The organism is Brucella sp. MAB-22 (assembly GCF_025908475.1).
Classification (GTDB): domain Bacteria; phylum Pseudomonadota; class Alphaproteobacteria; order Rhizobiales; family Rhizobiaceae; genus Brucella; species Brucella anthropi.
This window is the reverse complement of the sequence record NZ_CP109781.1, coordinates 270,710-293,795: the sequence shown is the minus strand read 5'-3', so window position 1 is coordinate 293,795 and position 23,086 is coordinate 270,710. Positions and strand designations below refer to the sequence as shown.

The following is a 23,086-nucleotide window of genomic DNA, read 5'->3' as shown; positions in this document are numbered from 1 at the left end:
TTCAGATGAATTCGATATGGATCAGACTTAGGAGTTAAGCAGCAGAGGGGCAAGGGCTGGAAGGCCGCTTTCACGGTTTCCACATCGCGGGCGTCTTGCTGCCGAGGCAGGAGCTTGGAAAAAGCGTTCGACATCGTCTCGCAGGGCTTGACTTTATTGGCGACCAAGCGCACATCACGCCCGCAGCCGAATTTCTGCGGCAGCATTTTCAACCGGAGTTTTATTCTCTTATGCCCAGCGACAGTCACAGTCGATTGTTTCAGCCGTCAAGGCAGTTCGTGATCTGATCGCTTGCGGTCGGCTTGCACGGTCTGCCTTTGACGGCGGATCGACAGAAAGGCAAGCCCATGACCGACAACAACTTCTTCCCGGAAGTACTCAATGTTGCCGACCTCCCTGCTGCTGCCATCGCAAGCCGCATTGCGGACATGCGTACCGGCGACGCAGTGGAACTCGTTAACGAACTCGATGCCGATGATGCAGTCGCCGTCATCGCACAGCTTTCGCACGAAGATGCCATCCGTCTGCTCGACCAGCCGGAACTGCACCGTGCTACCGAAATCATCGCTACCCTGCCGCCCGGCCTCGCGAGTCTCCTGCTCGATGGAATGTCGGCGGACCGTGCAACCGACGTTTTTCAGGAACTGGAAGACGACGACCGTGCACGCCTGTTTCCCATTCTCGCGCCTGAAACCAAGGTCGCGCTGAAGAAACTGATGGGCTATCCGCCGAATACGGCGGGATCGCTCATGACCATCGAATTCATCGCCGTGCCTTCGAACTGGAATGTTGGCCAGACGCTGGAATATATCCGCAAGGTCGAACGCACGCGCGAGACGGTTTATGCAATCTACGTGGTTGATCCGGCCAGCCGTGTTTTGTTGGGTGTGGTCAGCTTGCGCCGCCTCATCATCCGCCAGCCGGACGAGCCGATTCTGTCCATCGCCCGCGACGAAGAGCCGATCACCATTTCGCCTCTCGCAAGTCGTGAGGAAGTGGCACGCCTGTTCCGCAAGCACGACCTTCTGGCCGTACCTGTGGTGGACGAAAGCCGTCACATCATCGGCATTGTGACCGTTGATGACGTGCTCGACGCCATGACGGAAGAGGCAAGCGAGGACGCTTACCGTTTCGGCGGTATGGAGGCGCTCGACAAGCCCTATATGCGCATCGGCTTCGGCGAGATGCTGAAGAAGCGTGCGGGCTGGCTCGGTATCCTTTTCCTCGGCGAAATGCTGACCGCGAGCGCGATGCAGCATTTCGAGCTGGAGCTTGAAAAGGCTCTCGTGCTGACGCTGTTCATCCCGCTCATCATGTCATCGGGCGGTAATTCCGGCTCACAGGCGACGTCGCTGATTATCCGCGCGCTGGCCTTGCAGGAAATCAAGCTCAAGGACTGGTGGCGTGTCGCCCTGCGCGAATTGCCAACGGGCTTAGCCCTTGGCAGCTTCCTCGGTGTCATTGGCATCATTCGCATCGCCATCTGGCAGACGCTTGGCATCTACGATTATGGCGAACACTGGATTCTGGTGGCCGCGACCGTCGGTATGGCGCTGGTCTGCATCGTGACCTTCGGCTCGCTGACGGGCTCCATGCTGCCTTTCATCCTGCAAAGGCTCGGATTCGATCCGGCCAGCGCATCGGCGCCTTTCGTCGCCACACTGGTCGATGTGACCGGTCTTGTGATCTATTTCAGTGTCGCGCTGGTCATTTTGTCAGGCACGCTCTTGTAAGGCTCGAGCATGTCGCGAAAAAGTCGAAATCGGTTTTTCGATAACGACATGCCCAAAAAGAATTCAAAAAACTGTCAGAATGACAGTGTAAAAACGCAATGAAATTCGGGTTTTTCGGGTTAATTGGGGGGCAGTTTCGCGCTGCCCCTTTCTAAAATGCAAAAAAACCTGTAAGAGCGCCGCATTGTTTTTCCGCGCGGGTTTGTTGGCGCGGCTCCCAACTCATATAGAAGTGATCTCCATATGGAATTGCGTAATATCGCTATTATCGCACACGTCGATCATGGCAAAACCACTCTGGTCGATGAACTCCTGAAGCAGTCTGGCTCGTTCCGCGACAACCAGCGCGTTGCAGAACGCATGATGGATTCCAACGACATCGAAAAGGAACGCGGGATCACCATTCTCGCGAAGGCCACTTCGGTTGTCTGGAAAAACACGCGTATCAACATCGTCGACACGCCGGGCCACGCCGACTTCGGCGGTGAAGTTGAGCGTATCCTCTCGATGGTGGACGGCGCTATCGTTCTCGTCGATGCTGCTGAAGGTCCAATGCCACAGACGAAGTTCGTTGTTGGCAAGGCGCTGAAAGTCGGCCTGCGTCCGATCGTTGCGATCAACAAGATCGACCGTCCGGATGGCCGTCATGAAGAAGTCATCAACGAAGTGTTCGACCTCTTCGCCAATCTCGACGCGACCGACGAGCAGCTCGACTTCCCGATCCTGTACGGTTCAGGCCGTAACGGCTGGATGGCGCTGAACCCGGAAGGTCCACAGGACGAAGGTCTGGCTCCGCTGTTCGACCTCGTGTTGAAGCACGTTCCGGCACCGAAGGTTGCTGAAGGTCCGTTCCGCATGATCGGTACGATCCTCGAAGCCGATCCGTTCCTGGGCCGCATCATCACCGGTCGTATCCATTCCGGCTCGATCAAGCCGAACCAGGCCGTCAAGGTTCTCGGTCAGGATGGTTCGCTGCTCGAAAATGGCCGTATCTCGAAGATCCTCGCTTTCCGCGGCATCGAGCGTCAGGCCATTGACGAAGCCCATGCAGGCGACATCGTCGCTATCGCCGGTCTTTCCAAGGGCACTGTTGCCGACACCTTCTGCGATCCTTCGGTAAGCGAGCCTCTGGCTGCGCAGCCAATCGATCCGCCGACCGTGACCATGTCCTTCATCGTCAATGACAGCCCTTATGCGGGCACGGAAGGCGACAAGGTGACGAGCCGCGTTATCCGTGACCGTCTGCTCAAGGAAGCTGAAGGCAACGTTGCACTGAAGATCGAGGAATCGACCGAAAAAGATTCGTTCTTCGTTTCCGGTCGTGGCGAATTGCAGCTTGCAGTTCTGATCGAAAACATGCGCCGTGAGGGCTTCGAGCTTGGCGTTTCGCGTCCGCGCGTCGTCATGAAGGACGGCGAGAACGGCGAGAAGCTGGAGCCGGTGGAAGAAGTCGTCATCGACGTCGATGAAGAATATTCCGGCACGGTTGTGCAGAAGATGTCCGAACGCAAGGCCGAAATGGTCGAACTGCGTCCTTCCGGCGGCAACCGCGTTCGTATGGTGTTCTACGCACCGACCCGTGGTCTGATCGGCTATCAATCGGAACTTCTGACCGATACGCGCGGCACGGCGATCATGAACCGTCTGTTCCACGACTATCAGCCGTACAAGGGTGAAATCGCTGGTCGCAACAATGGCGTTCTGATCTCCAACGATCAGGGTGAAGCTGTTGCTTACGCATTGTTCAACCTTGAAGATCGCGGCCCGATGATCATCGACGCTGGTGTCAAGGTCTATCAAGGCATGCTTATCGGCATTCACAGCCGTGACAACGATCTGGAAGTCAACGTGCTCAAGGGCAAGAAGCTCACCAACATCCGCGCCGCAGGCAAGGATGAAGCCGTGAAGCTCACCCCGCCGATCAAGATGACGCTGGAACGCGCTCTGTCGTGGATTCAGGACGACGAGCTGGTTGAAGTGACGCCGAAGTCGATCCGTCTTCGCAAGCTGTACCTCGACCCGAATGAGCGCAAGCGCTTCGAAAAGAGCGGCAAGTCCAGCGCTGCATAAGTTCGACAACATAAAAGAAAACGGCGCCTTCGGGCGCCGTTTTTGTTTGCACGTTTAACGTGAACTTCAGCTCTTTGGTCGATTATGAGATCAATTGGGGGCGCTGATGATATTCTCGCGTTATGAGCGATTTGTTCTGACTGTCGTTGGTGCGTTGGGCGCAATCGACATTCTTTTGATTACAGTGAAAGGCATTCGCGTAGACTGGACAGGCTACGGAATGATCGGGGCGATCGGTCTTGGAACGATCATGCTCGGCCTGTTTTATCGCTTCGTAAGGAATGATGCCCGGATTGCGGAGACACTCATTCTGACTGCGGGCTTCATATTGTTCACACTGGTCGGGTCGGTCTTTAACTATATGTTGCTGCCGATCCATTTCCCGCGAATTGACGAATTCCTGGTCGGGGTCGATCGACTGATGGGATATGATTGGCCAAGTCTGGTCACATACATTGCGCAGTGGCCCAGTGTTTCAGCACTGTTGAAGATAGTTTACTTCACTTCCCTGCCGCAGTTGGTGATGGTTGTTCTGTTGCTCGGCTTTTCGGGGCAATCAGAAAAACTTGCTCATTTCCTGATGACTGGAATTGTAGGCGTTCTTCTCAGCATCGTGGTGTGGGCCTTTTTTCCAACATTCGGTACATCGGCTGTATGGAACCTGCCTGATGATGTTGTGAGAAGTGCAGGATTGGCTGTCGGTCCGTCCTATGGCTTGGAATTGATCCGCTTGTCGAAGGAAGGGGTAGATTATCTGACGCCAGCCAATGTGCTCGGCCTGATCGGATTCCCGTCGTTCCACACCGTCATGGCTGCCATGTCCGTGGTCTTTACATGGCGCATCGCATGGGTGCGTTTATCGGTACTCGCTCTGAATATATTCATGGTACCCGCGATCCTGCTGCACGGCGGACACCATCTGAGCGATGTCTTTGGTGGACTGGCAGTTTTCACCATTGCCTATTTTATCGCGCACTATGCGATCAACGTTCTCCGCGACGATAGGGCTGCATCAGCGCCTGCGGGACACGTGCCCGCCGCGCCATGACAATGAGCGCTACAATCGACATGATGTAGGGGATCATCAGGAAAAGCTGATAGGGCACGACCTTGCCGTAAACCGTCTGCAGACGAAGCTGGAAGGCATCGAAGAGCGCAAAGAGCAGCGCGCCCAGCAGCGCGCGGGCGGGCTTCCACGAGGCAAATACGACGAGCGCGATACAGACCCAGCCGCGTCCCTGCATCATGGTCGGGAAGAACGAGTTGAAGGCTGAGAGCGTCAGGAACGCACCGCCGACCGCCATCAGGGCACTGCCGAACATGATCGTGAAAATGCGGACGCGGATAGGGTTGATGCCTTGCGCTTCGGCGGCATGCGGATTTTCTCCGGTCATGCGGATGGCGAGCCCCAGCGGTGTACGGAAAAGCACATAACCAAGCAGCAGTGCCAGAGGTATGGCGATCCAGGTGAGGGCCGTCTGCGTGCCAAGCACCTGTCCGATAAACGGAATATCCACGAGCCAGGACGGATTCACCGGCTGGAATGGCGTGATCGTCGGCGGAGTTGAAGAGAGCGGCACCAGAAGGCGAAACAGGAAATAGCTGAGGCTGGAAGCAAAGAGCGTGATGCCAAGACCGACCACATGCTGTGACAGGCCGAGCGGCACGGTGAGCGCCGCGTGAAGCAGGCCGAACAGAGCGCCGGAAGCGGCGGCGGCAAGCACACCGACCCACAGGTCGGCACCATTATAGACTGTCAGCCAGCCGATCATCGCACCGAAGGTCATGATGCCTTCGATGCCGAGATTAAGCACACCCGCCCGTTCGCAATAAAGTGCGCCGAGCGTGCCGAAGATCAGCGGCGTTGCAATGCGCAGGACCGAGACCCAGAGGCCTGCGGAGAGCAGGATATCCATCAACTCGTTCATCGGGCGATCCTGTATTGTGTGAAGAACAGAGCAACCAGCATAGTCAGAAGCGACAGCGCCACGGTGACATCGGCGATGAAGCTCGGAATGCCAATGGCACGGCTCATGCCGTCGGCACCGACAAACATTGCGGCAGCAAAAAGTGCGGAGAAGATCGCGCCGATAGGATTCAAAATGGCCAACATGGCGACAATGATGCCGGAATAGCCGAAGCCCGGCGACAGATCGGTCGTGACGTAACCCTTAACGCCCATGACCTGTATTGCGCCTGCAAGTCCTGCAAGACCACCGGAAATGCAGGCGACTTTCACCAGTGTCTTGCCAAGCGGAACGCCTGCAAAACGCGCGGCTTGCGGGTTGAGACCGGCAGCCTTGGTTTCCAGCCCGAACACGGTGCGCTTCTGCACATAGGCGATGATGAGCGCCAGAGCGATAGCGATGACTATGCCAATGTGAAGCCGCATGCCTGCCATGATTTTTGGCAGCACCGCCGCATCCGGCACAGGCTCGGATTGCGGCCAGCCAAAGGCGAGGGGGTCTTTCATCGGCCCTTCGATCATCATCGAGACGATGAGCACCGCAACGAAATTCAAAAGCAGGGTCGTCACCACTTCATCGACACCGAAGCGCAGACGAAGCCCGAGCGGAATAAGCAGGAAAATCATGCCTGCAATCGCGCCGACGATAAGCAACAGCGGAATGAGAATAGGGGCAGGAAGCTGCAATTGCGTCCCACAGGCGACCACCGCCAGCGCACCCATATAGAACTGGCCTTCGGCGCCGATATTCCAGAGTTTGGAGCGGAAGGCGACGGCAGCGGCAAGGCCGGTCAGCATCAAGGGTGTTGCGCGGGTGAGTGTTTCGGTGATCGAAAGCTTGTTACCGAAAGCGCCGATGGCTATCTGGCGGAAGGATTCCAAAACCGGCGCACCGGCAGCGGCAATGAGCAGTCCGGCAAGCACAAAGGCGGTCAAAACGGCGATAATTGGTGCGGTTGCTACCAGTGCCATGGGCCGTGTTTCGCGTCTTTCAATACGCATCAGTTCAGCCCCTTCGTGAGATTAGTCTGCCATTCCCCAGCCATCATCAGGCCCAGCCGTTGCGCATTGGCTTCTCCGGCGTCAATCGGCGGCGAGAGGCGGCCCTTGACGATGGCCTGTACGCGGTCGGCAAGGCCGATAATTTCATCCAGATCTTCCGAGATTAGCAGAACCGCTGCTCCCTTTGCCCGCGCTTCCAGAATACGGGCATGAATGGCTGCGACGGCACCTTCATCAAGGCCACGCGTCGGTTGCGCCGCGATCAGAATGCGGGGAGCCGTTTCAAGATTGCGACCCAGAATAAGCTTCTGCATGTTGCCGCCGGAAAGCAGGCGAATACGGCTATCAGGCGTGCCGCCGCGCACATCGAAATCCTTGATGATGCGGTCGGTAAATTCACGCGCAGCCGCGCGATTGACCAGAAGACCATTGGAGAACTGCGGATCACGCACGCGTTCAAGCACAGCATTTTCCCAAAGCGTCAGATCACCGATTGCGCCTTCAGCGTTGCGATCTTCCGGGATGCGGCCAACACCTTCGGCCACAAACTGGCGCGGGTCGAATTTGGTAACTGTCTGCCCGAACATGACAAGTGAGCCACTCGCAGGCTGGCTGAGACCCGAAACGAGACGCCCAAGCGCTGCCTGCCCATTACCCGACACGCCAATGATGCCAAGCGTTTCGCCAGCGCGAAGGTGAAAGTCGAGGTCACTAAGGCGGGCCGCGCCATCTTCCACCACTGTTACATTCTTCGCTTCCAGCAAGGTTTCGCCGGGCGTTGCCGCAGCACGCGAAGGGCGCGAAACACGACGGCCAACCATCAGTTCGGCGAGTTCCTCTTTGGAGGTTTCGGAAGCCTTGCGTTCGGCGACCAGCTTGCCACCGCGCAGCACGATCACCCGGTCGGCGGCGGACATAACCTCATGCAGCTTGTGCGAGATGAAGATCAGCGACAGGCCTTGACGCGCCATTTCTTTCAGTGTCGCAAACAGGTTCTCGGCTTCCTGCGTGGTCAGAACGGCGGTCGGCTCGTCGAGGATCAGAATATCGGCGTCGTTATAAAGCGCTTTGAGAATTTCCACGCGCTGCTGTTCACCGACCGAAAGATCGCCAAGCCGTGCATCGGGATCAACCTGCAGGCCGAAGCGTTTGGCGATTTCCGCGATCTTGTTACGCGCAGCACCATGCGCAGATTTGAGCTTCCAGAGGCTTTCAGTGCCGGTGATGATGTTTTCCAGAACCGTGAGATTGGGCGCGAGCGTGAAATGCTGGTGCACCATGCCAACGCCCGCATCGATGGCGGCGCGGGGCTTGCCCTGCGGGATTTCTGCACCCTTAACGAAGACACGGCCCTCATCCGGCACATAATGGCCGAACAGGATATTCATCAGCGTGGTTTTGCCTGCGCCATTCTCGCCCAGGAAAGCGAGGATTTCGCCGCGCTCAAGCTTCAGCGAAATATCGTCATTGGCGGTGAGCTGGCCAAACCGCTTGGTGATGTTCTGCAGTTCAAGAACGGTCGTGGTCATATGTTCAACCCCGCAACGGGAAATCTGTGCTGCCAGCGCTGGTCCGCCTCCAGACGCTGGCCAAGGCTCAAAAGCAGCCGGTCCGCGCCCATCGGCGCTACAAGCTGCAAGGCGACCGGCATGTTGTTGGTATCCGTCGCAAAGGGAAGCGAGAGCGCCGGAAAACCGGAAATATTGGCGAGCGCTGCATAAGGTGCGAAAGCATTCATCTTCTGCCAATGCGCATCGACATCACCGTGATCCATGGGAAAGGAGCCGAGCCGCATCGGCCCGCGCGCGAGCATAGGCGTGATCAGCACGTCGATGTCGCGGAAAATCTGCCAGAGCATATGTGCGGCGCTGACAGCTCCGTTCATGGTGCGGTAAAGCGCGGTGGCTTCCATGCGCCGCCCGCGCTCCGCAACGGCGCGGGTGAGCGGTTCAAGCTTGTCTTCATCAAGGGCCAGAAAATCGATTGCAGCCGCAAGATTGACGGAAATGATACGGTCGAATGCGCGCGCGCTGGAAGCGATCAGCGGGCTGAATTCCGAAGCCGGGATTTCGCGGATTGTGTGCCCCTGTGCCTCAAGGAAATGCGCTGCATCTGCCACAACCTGCAGGCGCTCTGATGTGATTGGATAGTTTGCGAGATCGCCGGTCACGATGCCGATACGAAGGCGGTCCGGCAAATCGCCTGCCAGCATCGCCGGGTCGGGCAGAAAGCCTTCCGTTTTGCCTTCAACAAGCGGCAGAAGCGCTTTCGCATCACGGACCGAGCGGCAAAGCGCAAACTCGCTCGCAATGCCTGCAAGATAATTGCCGAAATGCGGACCCGCTGGCATAGCGCCACGACTTGGTTTCAGACCGACAAGCCCGCAGGTTGCGGCGGGCACACGGATGGAACCACCAGCGTCGGTAGCGTGCGCAATTGCGACTATCCCGGCTGCAACCGCTGCTGCCGCTCCGCCGGATGATCCACCGGGTGAAAGCGTTTCATCGAAGGGATGGCATGCAGGCGGTGCTCCCGCTGGTTCGCTCGCAAGCGCCAGACCGAATTCGGGAACGGTGGTAGTACCGAAGAAATTCAATCCGGCTGCGCGTAGCCGGTGGCCGAGTTCGGAATCCATCTGAGGTGAGGCATTGAGGAATGCCTGCGAGCCGAGCCGGATCGGCAGACCGGCACAGGGCCCGCCCAGATCCTTGAACAGGGAGGGAACGCCCGCGAAGGCAGCTCTGGATGGCGCTGCATCGAATGAAATAGCACCGGCGCGGCCAAGATCGCGATCGAGATATGCAATGGCGCCCAAGGGGCGCCATTTTTCTGCTGCGTCGAGAGCGGCATCCATGGCCTGTTCGGCACTGAGGATTCCTTCCGCAATCGCCTGCGCGAGCGCGGTCGCATCCTGCTGGTTCATGTCGATTGCCACGATATGCTTGCCCGTCCTAAATGATTACTTCGGTTCGGCCGGGTTCGGCTTGTACTCGAACTTGCCTTCCTTCAGTTCCACACGGCGGGCTTCCATCTTGGCTTCCGCTTCGGCAGGGGCAATACCCTTGACGTAGATGATGTCGTTGCCGCCTTCCTTCATCAGGCTGAACGGCGTGTAATCCTTGCCGGTTGCCTGGCTGGCCTTCACGTCGGCGATAGCCGCATTCAGGATCGGGCGGAAATTCCAGATCGCATTGGCGAAGACCGTGTCGGGATAGCGCGGCGTATAGTCGATCAGCGAGCCGATGGCCTTGATACCACGTTCCTTGGCCGCGTCTGCCGTGCCGATGCGCTCGCCGAACAGGATGTCCGCGCCAGAGTCGATCTGGGCAAGACCGGCTTCACGTGCTTTCGGCGGGTCAAAGAAGGTGCCGATGAACGACGCGATGAACTTCGCGTCGGGACGGGTTTCCTTCACGCCATCCTGAAAGGCATTGATGAGCATGTTGACTTCCGGGATCGGCACGGCACCGACGGAGCCGAAGGTGCCGGACTTGCTCATCGCGCCTGCCAGCATGCCCGCGAGATAGGCAGATTCAAAGTTCCATGTGCCGAAAACACCAAAATTATCGCCCTGCGGCTTGCCGGAGGAGCCCATGACGAAAGCCGTCTTTGGATAATCGCCTGCCACTTGGCGCGCTTCGCGTTCGACGGCATAGGATTCGCCGACGATCAGCTTGATGCCCTGTTCGGCATATTCGCGCATGGCGCGGGGGTAGTCGCTCGCCGAAACGCCCTCGGAGAAGACATATTCGATGACGCCGTCGTCATTTGCCTGCTTCAGTGCCTCGTGAAGGCGGGAATTCCAGGCATTCTCGACCGGCGAGGCGTGGATGCCCGCGACTTTCAGCTTTTCATCGGCCGCAAAGACCCGAGTGGTCATTGCCGTTGCGCCGAGTGCTGCAGACATTGCGAGAATGTTGCGACGGGTAAAGTTCGGTGCTTTGATGATTTTGGTCATAGGACCCCTCTTTTGTGTTTTCGGCGTGCCGGGAATGCACTGCCGGTTGCTTCGTTTTGTGTGAGCAGAATGTATGAGCAACGGTTCTATCTTTGCTCAATCTGCCTCGAATACAAGCGAATTAGGCTGCGGCCTGAAAATTAGGCATGGGGTTTCAAGCCGCGACTGTTCCGGTTCGTTCATCCAGCAATGTGCTGGGTAGGCCGAAACTGTTGATATTATTAGCCGATTGGCGCGTAATCAGCCCCGTCAACCGAAGACGGACGGCCTTCGAGGTTGAGGCGGCTTATGCGCTGCGGTGTTTCGGCGATGACCTTGCCACGCTTCACGACGGTCAGGCGGTTTGCCTTGAGCCGCAGCGCTTCAATTGGATCGCGCGCCTGCAGCACCACGAAATCGGCATTGCAGCCCTTTGCAAGACCGTAGCCTTCGAGGCCCAGCGCCTTGGCGGAATTGACGGTGAGTGCATCGAAAACCTGCTTCTTGCCTTCGATCGACGTCATCTGCGCCACGTGAATGGCCATATGGCCGACTTCTAGCATGTCGCCGGAACCCATCGAGTACCAGGGGTCCATAACGCAGTCGTGGCCAAAAGCAACGTTAACGCCAGCCGCCATCAGCTCCGGCACGCGTGTCATTCCGCGGCGCTTCGGATAGGTGTCCGCGCGGCCTTGCAGCGTGATGTTGATGAGCGGGTTCGGAATGGCGTTCATCTTCGCTTCCGCAATCAGCGGAATGAGCTTCGAGACATAATAATTGTCCATGGAATGCATGGAGGTAAGGTGCGAGCCGGATACACGGCCCTGCAGGCCAAAACGCATGGTCTGCGCCGCCAGCGTCTCGACATGGCGCGACATCGGATCGTCGCTTTCGTCGCAATGGATATCGACCGGCAGCCCGCGTTCAGCGGCAATGCGGCAGAGTTCCTCCAGCGAGGCTGCGCCATCAGCCATGGTGCGCTCAAAATGCGGAATGCCGCCGACGACGTCGAGGCCCATATCGAGCGAGCGGTTGACGAGATCGACCGCGCCCGGCGAACGGTAGTAACCATCCTGCGGGAAGGCCACGAGCTGCAGATCGATGTAAGGCTTCACCTTCTCGCGCACTTCGATCATCGCTTCAGCAGTGAGAAGGCGCGGATCGCTGACATCGACATGGCTGCGAATGGCCAGCAGGCCCTGCGAAACGGCCAGATCGCAATAACGCAACGCGCGCTCGACCATGGCTTCAACGGTCAGCATTGGCTTCAATTCGCCCCATAGCGCGATACCCTCAAGAAGCGTGCCCGAGCGGTTAAGGCGCGGCAGGCCGAGCGACAGGGTCGCATCCATGTGAAAATGCGGATCGACGAAAGGCGGGGTCACGAGCCGGTCGGTCGCATCGATTTCCTGAGCCGCCTGATGCTCCCCCTTGGAGGGCCCGATATCGGCAATCTTGCCGTCCTTGACCAAAATGTCCTGCTTCTCGCGACCGTCGGGGAGATTGGCGTTTCTCACGATCAAATCGAACATCGGCAGGACCTTTCGTCTGGATATGCAAGAACAGAGCTCAAAAATATGGGCTCATTTTCCAATTGCCTTATACCCTATATCCGGTGGGCGCAATGCCGGGGGAAGCTGGAAGGGGTCGTCATCCTCAATGGAAAATGCTAGGCCCCGCAATCATCTTTGTAGGATTGCCATGTTCACGATCAGTCGCGTCGAAACCTTTAGTCAGGAGATCAAGAAAAGTCGATTTCTGGCCATTGCTTCGCCTGTCGCAAACGAGCAGGCGGCGAAGGATTTTTTGAGCGAGCATTCCGATCTGTCGGCGAGCCATAATTGCTGGGCCTGGCGCATGGGGCAGAACTACCGTTTCAGTGACGACGGTGAGCCAAGCGGCACGGCAGGAAAGCCGATCTTGCAGGCAATCGACGGCCAGCAGCTGGACAATATTGCAGTCGTGGTTACGCGCTGGTTCGGCGGCATTCTTCTGGGAAGCGGCGGCCTGATGCGCGCCTATGGCGGCACTGCCGCCACCTGTCTGCGACAGGCTGAGAAAACAGAAGTTATTCCGCTGGTCGGATTTCAGTTCGCCTGCGATTTTTCAGATCATGCGCTGCTGAAAGCGCGCCTGACAGCGGTGGAAAACCTTGCCATCGCGCAAGAGAATTTCACCGGCACCGGCGTGGAAATGGCGGGCACGATGCCCATTGCCATGCGGGATGAACTATCCCGCCTTGTCACCGATCTGACGCGCGGCAAGACGATTATCGCATTTGATGACTAGAGCATGTCTCCCAAAAGTGCGGACCGGTTTTGGGATAAAGACATGCTTAAAAACAAAGAGATAGAGTGTTTCCAATGATTCAATCAAAACAGGAAATGCTCTAGATCATACCGCTCGTATATTGCTGACGCTTGTTCTCATACATCAGCAGGTCGGCGCGCTTGGCAACGGTTTCCAGCTTCTCGCCCGGCATGCTGGTCGCGGCGCCGATGGAAAGATTGAGCTTGAGCTGGGAATAATACTGGTTGTTGATATCGACCAGCCGCTGAATGTCCTCGACCATCGCCTCGGCGCCGCGCTCATCGACATAAGGCAGCACGATAGCGAATTCGTCACCGCCAATGCGTGCGGCATGGCCCGGCTGCTTCACGGCTTCATTCAGCACTTCTCCGATGCGTCGCAGCAATCCGTCGCCTGTCGCATGGCCCCATTGATCATTCGCGGCCTTGAGGCCGTTGAGATCGATGATGATGACTGAAACGGGCGTATGGCCCTTGCGCTCAAGCCGGTTAAGCTCATCGACATAATAGGCGCGATTGTGCAGCTTGGTCAGCACATCGTGCTTGCCCAGATATTCCAGATAGGCCTCGGCCTTCTTGCGCGCCGTGATGTCGGTAAGTGCGACCTGCACCAGCGACCAATCCGTCTCATGTCCCGGCAGAACAGAGAACTGCAGCAGAACATGCCGTTCGGACCCATCGAGCGCATAGTTCACCACTTCGCGACGCTGGAACAGGATTCCGTTCCACAGATCGATCAGTTGTTCGCGGAAAGAGGCTTCCATCTCATCCTTGAAGATATGCGGCAGGTTCTGCAGCAGCGTTTTCTTGTCGGATGCGAGGAAGAGGGCCGTCGTCTCGGTGTTGATTTCGAGCACGCGGATCTCGCTCATGCACTGGCGCACGAATTCTGGATGCACGTCGGTAAACACCCGAAAATCAACGATGCCGCGCTGGCGCACATCGTCCATCAGTTGCTTGATGCGGCTGAAATCCTCGACCCAGAGCGAAACCGGTGAATGTTCGAAGAGGCCCACGGCGTGCTGTTTGTGCCGATCCTGCTCGCGGCGGGCATTCTCGCGAGCGGTCACATCCTCGATGGAAAGCAGAACCCGCTCCCACGTGTGTTCATAGCCGGGAAGCACGACGCCCTTGAGCTGGATGTCGAGCCGCTTGCCGCCGAGCGAATAGTTGATGGTGTCGCTTGAGAAAGTGCCGCCGCCGTTCCAGAGCTGGACCATCTCATCGATATGCGGGTCCAGCATGTCGTCGCGAAACACGCGTTCGAGGTTGGCGACCAGATGACTGACGCTGTCCGCCTCGAAAAGCGAAAGCGTCTTGCGGTTGACCTTCAGAACCCGGATATGGCTGGTGCAGATGCGCAACCGGGTCGTGTCTTCGTGCAGGAAAGCCCCGAGATCGGTAACGCCAAGCGCACGCCATTCTTCGAACTGCTTGCGCAGACCGCTATAATCCTCAAGCCACAGGGAAATTGGCGCAAGGTCAAAAATATTGGCGCTGTCGCTCAAGGCAGACTCGATATTCATGGATTTCCCGCTCTACCATTGGCTTCCCGCATTTCCGAAACTGAGGCGTTCAGGATATGCGTCCAAACCGGATTCTCTTTTCCCATCGGGAAAAGCCGCGATGGATTATTGGGAGCGCGTTATATTACGTGAGGCTCAGATAAACTAGAGGTTTTAGTGTAAAAACACTTCGCTTTTTACGAAAAATACAAAGGGCGGCCCCTTGGGGCGCCGCCCTGAATAGATATATAGGCGGCTATCAGTTCTCAATCGGCAGCCGATGGCGCACGAGCGTTGTCCAGTACGAGCAACCCCAGGCAATGACATCGTCGTTGAAGTCATATTTCGGATGATGGAGATTGGCGCTCGGGCCGTTGCCGATGTTGATCATCGCGCCCGGCACCTCGTTCAGCATGAAGGCAAAGTCTTCACCGCCAAGCGTTGCCGGCATATCCCGAGCCACGCGGTCAGCGCCCGCAACTGCATCGGCAGCGATTGCGGCCAGTTCTGTCTCGCGTTCGTGATTAACGGTGACCGGATAGCTGCGCTGATAGTTGAGCGTGGCCTTGGCGCCGAAAGCATCGGCAATGCCCTGCACGGCGCGAGCCAGTTTTTCCTCGATATGGTCGCGCACTTCCTCACGAAGCGTGCGGACGGTACCGGTCAACCGGATTTTCTGCGGAATCACGTTGAACGCATCACCACCCTGAATGGTCGTGATCGAGATCACTGCGGAATCCAGCGGGTCGACGGTGCGTGCGGTCAGCGTCTGGATTGCCTGAATGAGTGCTGCCGTCACCGGGATGGGATCGATGGTCTGGTGTGGGGAGGCCGCATGTCCGCCAACGCCCTCGATGGTGATGTCGAGAATGTCAACCGATCCCATGATCGGGCCGGAATTGATGATGAAGTGTCCGACGGGAAGATTAGGGCGGTTATGCATGCCGTAGACTTCATTGACCGGCCAGCGCTTGAACAGGCCGTCGTCGATCATCGCCTTTGCGCCTGCGCCGCCTTCTTCGGCAGGCTGGAAGATAACGATGACGGTGCCGTCGAAGGCGCGGCTTTGCGCCAGTTCGCGGGCAGCGCCCAGAAGCATGGTCGTGTGGCCGTCATGGCCGCAGGCATGCATTTTCCCCGGCACTTTCGATGACCATTCCGCGCCGGTTTCTTCGAGGATCGGCAGTGCGTCCATGTCGGCACGCAGGCCGATGGCGCGACCGGAACGGTTCGACTGACCGCGAATGACGCCGACGACGCCGGTGCGCCCGATACCAGTCACGACCTCATCGACGCCAGCGGCGCGTAGCGCTTCGGCAACTTTTTCGGCAGTCCGGTTCACATCGTAAAGCAGCTCGGGGTTTTCGTGCAGGTCACGACGGAACGCGACGAGTTCGTCAAGCTGGTTCGATGTCCAGTTTTCAACCGGCATGTCAGGCTCCTTTTGTGTTGTCTTCAGTCTTGTCGAGGCGGTAGCGGAAATCGCAATGGCTTGCGCCCTTCATGATGGTCTGCGAGCGTTCCAGCTTCATTTCGGGATTGTAGCCGATGCAGAAATCGCCATCGCGATTGCAGGACAGCAGGTGACCGATATGGCCAAGACCCATCTCGCGGTACATTTCCGAATAACGGCAGCGCGTAACGTTGAAATCGAAATGATCTTCGCCCTGCGAAATCACGTCGATCTCCAGTGCGTTTTCCTTCGTCCACAGCGGCTGGATATCGGCAAAGTCCTGTATCGTTGGCGTGCGGCCCAGCTCGTCGGCAAAGCTCTTGCCCTGTTCGATGGCCGAACGGCTGACTGCTTCGCCGATTGCAGCCTGCGCTTCTTCCTCACCGGAGCGTTCGCGAATAACTTCGTAAACATTCTTGAGAACCAGCGCTTCGATGCGGCGACGTTCGAGAATTGACATTTGATTCATGGACCTGACCTTTCACATGAACGTTAAATGAGCGGGACTAGAGATTTGGCTCGGTGAGATCCTTGCGCCGAAGCCATGCGAGATAGAACGGCGCGATCTTCCGCGCGACTTTATGAAAAGGCAGTGGTGCCGGTTCCGAGACGGGCAGGGCAAGTTCCTGCACAGGCTCGCCGTCGAGCGCCCGTGCGAATTCACGCCCGAGCGATGTGCCAAGCGCAACACCGCGCCCGTTGCAGCCGATCCATGCCCAGCCATTGGGGCCGAGCTGATGAACGCGCGGGAAACGATCCCATGTCATGCCGATATAACCGCTCCACACATGGGTGATTTCCGGCTCGCCAAGTGCAGGGAAAGCTTCCGCCATATTATGCGCTGTCTTGCGCTTGACGCGTTCGGCGATGTTGAAATTACCCATTACCACGCCGCCGGTAATCAGCCGGTTGCGGGCATCGTAGCGGAAGAAGCGCAGATCGCCGCGCGTATCGGAAACCGCCTGCCGTCCCGGCAAAATCGTCGCCCGCAGATTGTCGCTGACAGGTGCCGTCGCCATTTGCCACGAGAGTACCGGCACGATGGTGCGGGCTAGGCGCGGGGCAAGCCCTTCGCGCAACTCGCCGGTATAGGCGTTGGTGGCGAGCAGAAAGCCCTTGGCACGAACTGTGGCGCTGGCGGTCTTGACTTCCCAATAGTCGCCCACCTGGGCATAGGAGATGACCGGGCTTTGTTCGTGAATGATTGCGCCGTGGCGTTCGGCTGCGGCTGCAAGCCCGCGCGCGAAAGCCAGCGGATTGATATGGCCGCCGGTCGGGTTGAACATGCCGCCATACCAGAAATCGCTGCCCAACAGCCGCGATGTTGCGGCGCGGTCGAAAAACTCTGCCGGGAAGCCGAAACGTTTCCATGCGTCCACGCGGGTTTGCGAAAGCTTCACCCGGCCCGGCGAATGGGCAGGCTGGAACCAGCCGTTCTGTTCGGCCTCAGCGTCGATATTTTCATCACGCACGATGGAAAACAGAATGTCGGCGCTATTGCCGATCAGTCTGGCAAAACGTTCACCTGATGCGCCGTAGCGTTTGGCGATTGCATCGGGTTCCGCCGAAGTCATGGTCGGAATGACCTGTCCATTGTTGCGCCCCGATGCGCCCCAGCCGACCGCATTGCCTTCCAGCAGGATGACGCGCTTGCCGCGTTTCGCCAGATGGAGCGCTGCTGAAAGTCCCGTAAAGCCACCGCCGACGATGGCGACATCGGCTTCCGCGTCATTGGTCAGCGGCTTTGCTTGTGTGCGGGCAGGGGCAGTGGCAGCCCAGATGGAGGGTGGAAAGACTATGTTCTGCATAGTGTCACGCATTTTCCAAACGAGGAGGCGTCCAGCCCTTGCCGGGAATGGAGGCAAGGAGGCGCTGTGTATATTCATGTTGCGGATTAGCGAAGACCTCAGCCGTCGGACCTGCTTCGGCGATCTCGCCCTTCGACATGACGATGATGCGGTCGCAAAGCTGAGCCGCGACGCGCAGATCATGCGTTACGAAAAGAAGCGACAGATTGAGCCGTTCGCGGAGGTCGGCCAGAAGCCGCAACACTTGAGCCTGTACCGAGACATCGAGCGCGGAGACCGGTTCGTCGGCGACGATGATGCGAGGCTCCAGCGCCAGCGCGCGGGCGATGCCGATGCGCTGCCGCTGCCCGCCCGAAAATTCATGCGGAAAACGGTCGGCTGCGGCAGGCGAAAGCTCGACCAGCTCCAGCAACTCGCGGGCCTTTGCGTGCGCCTCTGCCTTCGGTACGCCATGGACGATTGGCCCCTGTGCGATCAGGTCCACGACGCGGCGGCGCGGGTTGAGCGAGGCCATCGGGTCCTGAAAGACCATCTGGATGTCCTTGCGCATGGCACGCACTTCACGCGGGCTGGCGCTCAGAAAATCTCTGCCATTCACATCGACCTTGCCGCTATCGGCTTCAAGCAGACGGGTGACGATGCGCGAAACGGTTGTCTTGCCCGACCCGCTTTCGCCCACGACGCCAAGCGTTTCACCCTGACGTAGTTCAAACGAAAGGTCCTTCACGGCAGGAACGGCACTTCTTTTGCCGGTCAGCAATCCGCCGCGCGCCTTGAAGGTTTTGCGTAAAGCGCTCGCCTTGAGAATGATCGGCTGAGCGTCCACAGATGGCTTCGGTTCGGGCGGAGTGAGAGCTGGAACCGATGCAATCAGCGCCTTGGTATATGGGTGCTGCGGATGGTTCAGCACTTCGTTTGCCGGGCCTTCCTCGACCAGTTCGCCAAGCCGCAGAACGGCAACGCGGTCGGCAATTTCCGCCACCACGCCGAAGTCATGCGTGATGAACAGGATGCCGGTATCGTGTTCGCGTTGCAGGTCGCGGATCAGTTTCAGGATTTGTGCCTGCGTGGTCACATCGAGCGCGGTGGTTGGTTCATCGGCAATGATGAGGCGCGGTTTCAGGATAAGCGCCATGGCAATCATGACGCGCTGGCGCTGTCCGCCCGAAATCTGGTGCGGATAGGCGTTGTAAGCGGATTCCGGGTCCGGAATTTTCACTTCCGCCAGCATGTTCAGCACGGCGGCGCGACGTTCCTTGCGACCGAGTTTCGTGTGCAGGCGCAACACTTCATCGATCTGCCAGCCGACCGTCTTCTGCGGGTTGAGTGCGGTCATCGGCTCCTGAAAGATCATGCCGATGCGGTCGCCGCGCAGCTTCTTCATGTCGGTTTCGCTGAGCGAATAGAGATCGGTGCCTTCCAGCCTGATTGTGCCATTGGTCACGCGCACATGCGGTTCCGGCAAAAGGCGCATGATTGCGCCTGCCGAAAGCGATTTGCCGGAGCCGCTTTCGCCGACGAGGCAGACGATTTCACCGGGGTTGATGGTCAGTGTCAGGTCCTGCAGGGCGTAAGGGCGGTCGGCGCCCTTTGGCAGCGCGATCTGCAGATTTTTGATTTCGAGAACGGGTGCAGCGGTCATTATTTCTTCTGCCTCGGATTAAGCGCGTCGTTCAGGCCTTCGCCAAGCAGGCTGAAGGAAAGAACGGTGAGCAGAATGGCGATGCCGGGAATAACCGAGCAGAACCAGTCAGTGCGCAGCACGGCGCGACCTTGGCCGATCATGTTACCCCAGCTTGCATAGTTTGGGTCACCGAGGCCGAGGAAGGCGAGCGCGCTTTCCATCAGGATGGAAGTGGCCATCACCACGGATGCGAAGACAATCACCGGCGGCAGGGCATTCGGCAGGATTTCACGGAAGATTATTGAGGCATTCCCGACGCCGAGATTGCGCGCTGCATCGATGAATTCGCGCTTGCGCAGCGCCAGAAATTCGGCGCGCACCATGCGGGCAGGCGCGGTCCATGACACGATGCCGATGCAGATGATGATATTTTCGATCGATGAACCGAAGATTGCCACCAGTGTCAGAAGCAGTACGAAGCTTGGAACGGTCTGGAAGGCTTCGGTGATGCGCATCAGAACGTCATCCACCCAGCCGCCATAATAGCCGGCAAGCGCGCCGATGATGATGCCGATCACTATAGAAATCAGGGTGGCGACCACGCCGATCAGAAGCGAAATGCGCGCGCCATGGACGATGCCTGCCATGATATCGCGCCCAAGCTGGTCGGTACCAAGCGGCGTTGCAGCATTGACGAATGGCCAGACAAGCGGATCGCCAGCGCGCCGCAACGGGTCGCCGGGCGCAATGACGTCGGCCAGCAGCGCGATCAGGACCACGGCGATGAAGAGGATAAGGCCCAGCACGGCGGCGCGGTTGCGGCTGAAGCGCTGCCACAGAACTTTCGTGCGGGAGACCTGCGGGCGGGTGAGGGAGAGGTCCTGTGAAGTCATGACAGTTCGATCCTGGAATCAAGCCGCGCATAGATGAGATCTGTGATGAAATTCACGATCACCACCAGCACCGAGCACAGGAAGATGATGCCCATCAGCGTGTTGAGGTCGCGCTTGATCACGGAAGTGTAGGCAAGCTGACCGAGGCCGGGCAGCGAGAAGATTGTCTCGATCACGACGGAGCCGCCAAGCACAGTCGAGAACTGTAGTCCGAGCAGCGTAACGACAGGCAGGAATGCGTTGCGCATGATGTGATGAAACATCAGCCTTGCACCGCTGGCGCCCTTGGCTCGTGCGGTACGAACATAATCGAGGTCGGCCACTTCCAGCACGCTGGTGCGCATCAGGCGCATGTAGAAGGCGAGATAGATGAGCGAAAGCGCCGTCGTCGGCATGACGAGGTGCACGGCAATATCCCAGACATTCTTCCAGCCGGTGTAAAACCCGGCAATCGTCTTGTAACCGCCGACCGGCAGCCAGCCGAGCTTGACGGAAAAGATGAACATCAAGATGAGGCTGAGAAAGAAGCTCGGCATGGCATAGAAGACAAGGCCGAGCGTGGAAATCGCATTGTCGGTCAGCGAATAGGCGCGCCGCGCGGCGAAAGCTCCGAGCGCAATGCCGAAAATGAAGGCCACCGAAAGCGAGGAAACCATGAGCAGGAGCGTCGGCACGAGGCGGGCCATCAGTACGTCCAGCACCGGCTGTTCGTAGACATAGGACCAGCCGAAATCGAACTGTGCCAGCTTGGTCATGTAGATCCACAGCTGCGTCCAGACCGGCTGGTCGAGGCCGTATTCGGCGCGCAGATTGGCGACGAATTGCGGGTCTGCGCCGCCCATGTCGCCAACAAGCGCGTCCACCGTATCGCCAGGGGCAAGCTTGATCAGCAGGAATGACCCGATCATGATGAGAAGAATGACGGGGATCGCCTGCAAGATGCGCCGCAGCGCAAAAGTCAGGATCGGGGGCAGGGGCATTGCGGGTTATCCTGCAAGATATTCATTTCAGCATTCATAAAACTGGGGAGCCGCTGCCGGATGGCCGGCAGCGGTTGGTCTTGTTTATTGATCGATCCACAGATCGTACCAGCTGGAAGAATCCCAGCGCGGCGTGTTGTGGTGGTTCTTCAAGACCTTATTGGTCACGCCGACGAACGGATGTTCGATGGCGAAGATGATCGGCAGGTCTTTCATCTCAAGCTGCTGGATCTGGTGATAAAGATCGGCGCGCTTGGTCGGGTCGAGCTCGCTCGCGGCCTTGTCGATCAGGCTGTCCATTTCGTCCGATTTGTAGTCGAACTGGTTGGACCATGCGGTGCCGACCGGAGCGCCGGAGCGCAGCCAGACGGTGGTGGAAACAGCCGGATCGGAGCGGAACTGGTGCCAGCCGCTTGCCGTGTCGAAGTCATGGTCACGATAGACACCGTTCAGAAAGCCCGGCGCATCGTTGGTCAGGATCTGGACGTCGATACCGACTTCTTTCATCGCCTGAGCATAATATTCGGCCCAGAGCTGCGTATATTCACCCCATGGTGCCGGGCGATGACGCAGCTTGAAGCGAATGCCGTCGGGGCCAGCCGGATAACCGGCTTCGTCGAGCAGTTTCTTTGCCTTTTCAACATCATACGGGTAGGTCTGGACCTGATCCGTATAATTGGCGCCGCCGGCGCTTGGGATCGGGCCACGGCCCGGCTTGGCATAGCCGCGCATGATCGTCTTGATCGCAAAGTCGATATCGAGCGCGTGATAGATCGCCTGACGAACTTTCAGATTGGCAAGGATCGGATTGCGCAGATTGAACTCGATGGTCGAGTGGGCAACGTTGTTTTCGAAACCCTTGGTGCCGGTGTCGAAGCGGCCATCCTTCTGGAGGCGCTCGGTATCCGACATGGAAATGCCGTTGAAGGCGGTTTCCATCATTTCACCGGCTTCAAGCGCTGCGGCAGCAGCGGCCTTGTCCGGCATGAAACGCCAGACGATGCGGTCGAGATAAGGATATTCCTTGCCGCGCCAGTAGTCGTCATTGCGCTCGGCAATGATGTGCTGGCCGCGCTCATACTCGACGAACTTGAACGGCCCCGTGCCCACCGGCGCGGCGTTGTACTTGTTCTTGAGAATATCAGTGCCTTCATAAAGATGCTTCGGCACCGGATGGCCGAGATCAGGCATGGCTGCGACGAGCAGTTCCAGCGGCATCGGCTTGGAATAGCGGAACACTGCTGTGTAAGGATCGGTGCAATCGACAGCTTCGAGATTGGCCTGAAGCGTGGTCGAATAGTTGAGGAGTTTCTTCCAGAGGTTCATCGCGCTGAACGAAACGTCATCGCAGCTGAAAGGCTGACCGTCATGCCAGCGCACATTCTCGCGCAGCTTGAAGGTGATGGCCTTGCCGTCTTCCGAGGACGACCAGCTTGTGGCCAGAACCGGCACATAGCCCTCATAGGTGCGGTCGATCAGCGGCTCCATGATGCGGCCGGTGATCTGATAGACACCGGTGGAGGCGCGCAGCGCAGGGTTAAGCACACCCTGCTCGGTGTTCATATGGACGATGACAGTGCCGCCGCGCTTCACTTCTTCGGCGTGCGAAGACGCCGTCGCAAGCGAAAACGCCGCTAGAAACAGGCCAAGGCCAGCTTTTCTGATATGCATTCTCTGTTCCCCTGAAGGACGTTGAGGGAGGGCTTTCCAGCCTCTTTTCCCGCACGTCCCAATATTGTTCAAGCCCCTGAAATCGCAACGAAATGCCACCTCAGAGGGTCTTTATTGTATGCAAGCATTGATATG

General features: G+C 58.1%; 18 protein-coding genes. 4 read left to right on the top strand and 14 right to left on the bottom strand.

The features are described from left to right. Positions 1 to 347: 347 nt before the first annotated feature. The 3 genes from mgtE (at position 348) to OHI65_RS01265 (ending at position 4,851) form a co-directional block, all read left to right on the top strand. Positions 348 to 1,733, top strand: coding sequence for a magnesium transporter (gene mgtE / locus OHI65_RS01275; RefSeq protein ID WP_010658501.1), 1,386 nt, complete (start codon positions 348 to 350; stop codon positions 1,731 to 1,733). A 243-nt stretch (positions 1,734 to 1,976) separates the two neighbouring features. After that, the gene (gene typA, locus OHI65_RS01270) at positions 1,977 to 3,803 is read left to right on the top strand and encodes a translational GTPase TypA (RefSeq protein ID WP_010658502.1); all 1,827 of its coding nucleotides are present in this window, start codon (positions 1,977 to 1,979) and stop codon (positions 3,801 to 3,803) included. A 106-nt stretch (positions 3,804 to 3,909) separates the two neighbouring features. Further along, the gene (locus OHI65_RS01265; protein WP_125301338.1) at positions 3,910 to 4,851 is read left to right on the top strand and encodes a phosphatase PAP2 family protein; all 942 of its coding nucleotides are present in this window, start codon (positions 3,910 to 3,912) and stop codon (positions 4,849 to 4,851) included. Here the strand turns inward: OHI65_RS01265 and OHI65_RS01260 are convergent. The 6 genes from OHI65_RS01260 to OHI65_RS01235 all read right to left on the bottom strand — a co-directional run bounded on the left by OHI65_RS01260 (position 4,787) and on the right by OHI65_RS01235 (position 12,240). After that, positions 4,787 to 5,731 (bottom strand): ABC transporter permease, encoded by a 945-nt coding sequence (locus tag OHI65_RS01260; RefSeq protein WP_125301336.1) that lies wholly within the window; start codon positions 5,729 to 5,731, stop codon positions 4,787 to 4,789. The two genes, OHI65_RS01265 and OHI65_RS01260, sit on opposite strands and share 65 nt — an antisense overlap. Then, a complete protein-coding gene (locus tag OHI65_RS01255; protein ID WP_264358717.1) occupies positions 5,728 to 6,771 on the bottom strand; it encodes an ABC transporter permease in 1,044 nt (347 codons plus the stop codon). The genes OHI65_RS01260 and OHI65_RS01255 overlap by 4 nt, the downstream gene beginning before the upstream one ends. After that, complete coding sequence (locus OHI65_RS01250) at positions 6,771 to 8,300, bottom strand: ABC transporter ATP-binding protein (RefSeq protein ID WP_125301334.1); 1,530 nt, start codon at positions 8,298 to 8,300, stop codon at positions 6,771 to 6,773. Before OHI65_RS01250 ends, OHI65_RS01255 begins: the two co-directional genes overlap by 1 nt. Next, the gene (locus OHI65_RS01245; protein ID WP_125301332.1) at positions 8,297 to 9,694 is read right to left on the bottom strand and encodes an amidase; all 1,398 of its coding nucleotides are present in this window, start codon (positions 9,692 to 9,694) and stop codon (positions 8,297 to 8,299) included. The genes OHI65_RS01250 and OHI65_RS01245 overlap by 4 nt, the downstream gene beginning before the upstream one ends. A 36-nt stretch (positions 9,695 to 9,730) precedes the next feature. Next, positions 9,731 to 10,729, bottom strand: a complete 999-nt coding sequence (locus OHI65_RS01240) for a BMP family protein (protein WP_151609575.1) — start codon at positions 10,727 to 10,729, stop codon at positions 9,731 to 9,733. A gap of 221 nt (positions 10,730 to 10,950) precedes the next feature. Beyond that, positions 10,951 to 12,240, bottom strand: a complete 1,290-nt coding sequence (locus tag OHI65_RS01235; protein ID WP_125301328.1) for an amidohydrolase family protein — start codon at positions 12,238 to 12,240, stop codon at positions 10,951 to 10,953. A 169-nt stretch (positions 12,241 to 12,409) separates the two neighbouring features. Between OHI65_RS01235 and OHI65_RS01230 the strand changes: the two genes are divergently transcribed. Beyond that, entirely contained in the window at positions 12,410 to 12,997 is a 588-nt protein-coding gene (locus OHI65_RS01230; protein ID WP_125301326.1) for an IMPACT family protein, read from the top strand. A gap of 100 nt (positions 12,998 to 13,097) precedes the next feature. Here OHI65_RS01230 and OHI65_RS01225 read toward each other — a convergent pair whose 3' ends face one another. The 8 genes from OHI65_RS01225 to OHI65_RS01190 all read right to left on the bottom strand — a co-directional run bounded on the left by OHI65_RS01225 (position 13,098) and on the right by OHI65_RS01190 (position 22,951). Then, entirely contained in the window at positions 13,098 to 14,543 is a 1,446-nt protein-coding gene (locus OHI65_RS01225; RefSeq protein WP_125301324.1) for a GGDEF domain-containing protein, read from the bottom strand. A gap of 238 nt (positions 14,544 to 14,781) precedes the next feature. After that, positions 14,782 to 15,954, bottom strand: a complete 1,173-nt coding sequence (locus OHI65_RS01220) for a M20 aminoacylase family protein (RefSeq protein WP_125301322.1) — start codon at positions 15,952 to 15,954, stop codon at positions 14,782 to 14,784. A 1-nt stretch (position 15,955) separates the two neighbouring features. Then, positions 15,956 to 16,444: an L-2-amino-thiazoline-4-carboxylic acid hydrolase gene (locus OHI65_RS01215; RefSeq protein ID WP_010658513.1), complete on the bottom strand. Its 489-nt coding sequence runs from the start codon at positions 16,442 to 16,444 to the stop codon at positions 15,956 to 15,958. Between the two features lie 37 nt (positions 16,445 to 16,481). Continuing rightward, positions 16,482 to 17,783 carry an NAD(P)/FAD-dependent oxidoreductase gene (locus OHI65_RS01210; protein WP_125301320.1) on the bottom strand — a complete coding sequence of 434 codons (1,302 nt, stop codon included), beginning with the start codon at positions 17,781 to 17,783 and terminating at the stop codon, positions 16,482 to 16,484. A gap of 4 nt (positions 17,784 to 17,787) precedes the next feature. Beyond that, positions 17,788 to 19,425 (bottom strand): ABC transporter ATP-binding protein, encoded by a 1,638-nt coding sequence (locus OHI65_RS01205; protein WP_125301318.1) that lies wholly within the window; start codon positions 19,423 to 19,425, stop codon positions 17,788 to 17,790. Further along, positions 19,425 to 20,300 carry an ABC transporter permease gene (locus tag OHI65_RS01200; protein ID WP_029927785.1) on the bottom strand — a complete coding sequence of 292 codons (876 nt, stop codon included), beginning with the start codon at positions 20,298 to 20,300 and terminating at the stop codon, positions 19,425 to 19,427. Before OHI65_RS01200 ends, OHI65_RS01205 begins: the two co-directional genes overlap by 1 nt. After that, complete coding sequence (locus OHI65_RS01195; protein ID WP_125301316.1) at positions 20,297 to 21,280, bottom strand: ABC transporter permease; 984 nt, start codon at positions 21,278 to 21,280, stop codon at positions 20,297 to 20,299. The genes OHI65_RS01200 and OHI65_RS01195 overlap by 4 nt, the downstream gene beginning before the upstream one ends. An 84-nt stretch (positions 21,281 to 21,364) precedes the next feature. Beyond that, positions 21,365 to 22,951 carry an ABC transporter substrate-binding protein gene (locus OHI65_RS01190; RefSeq protein ID WP_125301314.1) on the bottom strand — a complete coding sequence of 529 codons (1,587 nt, stop codon included), beginning with the start codon at positions 22,949 to 22,951 and terminating at the stop codon, positions 21,365 to 21,367. Positions 22,952 to 23,086 lie beyond the last annotated feature (135 nt).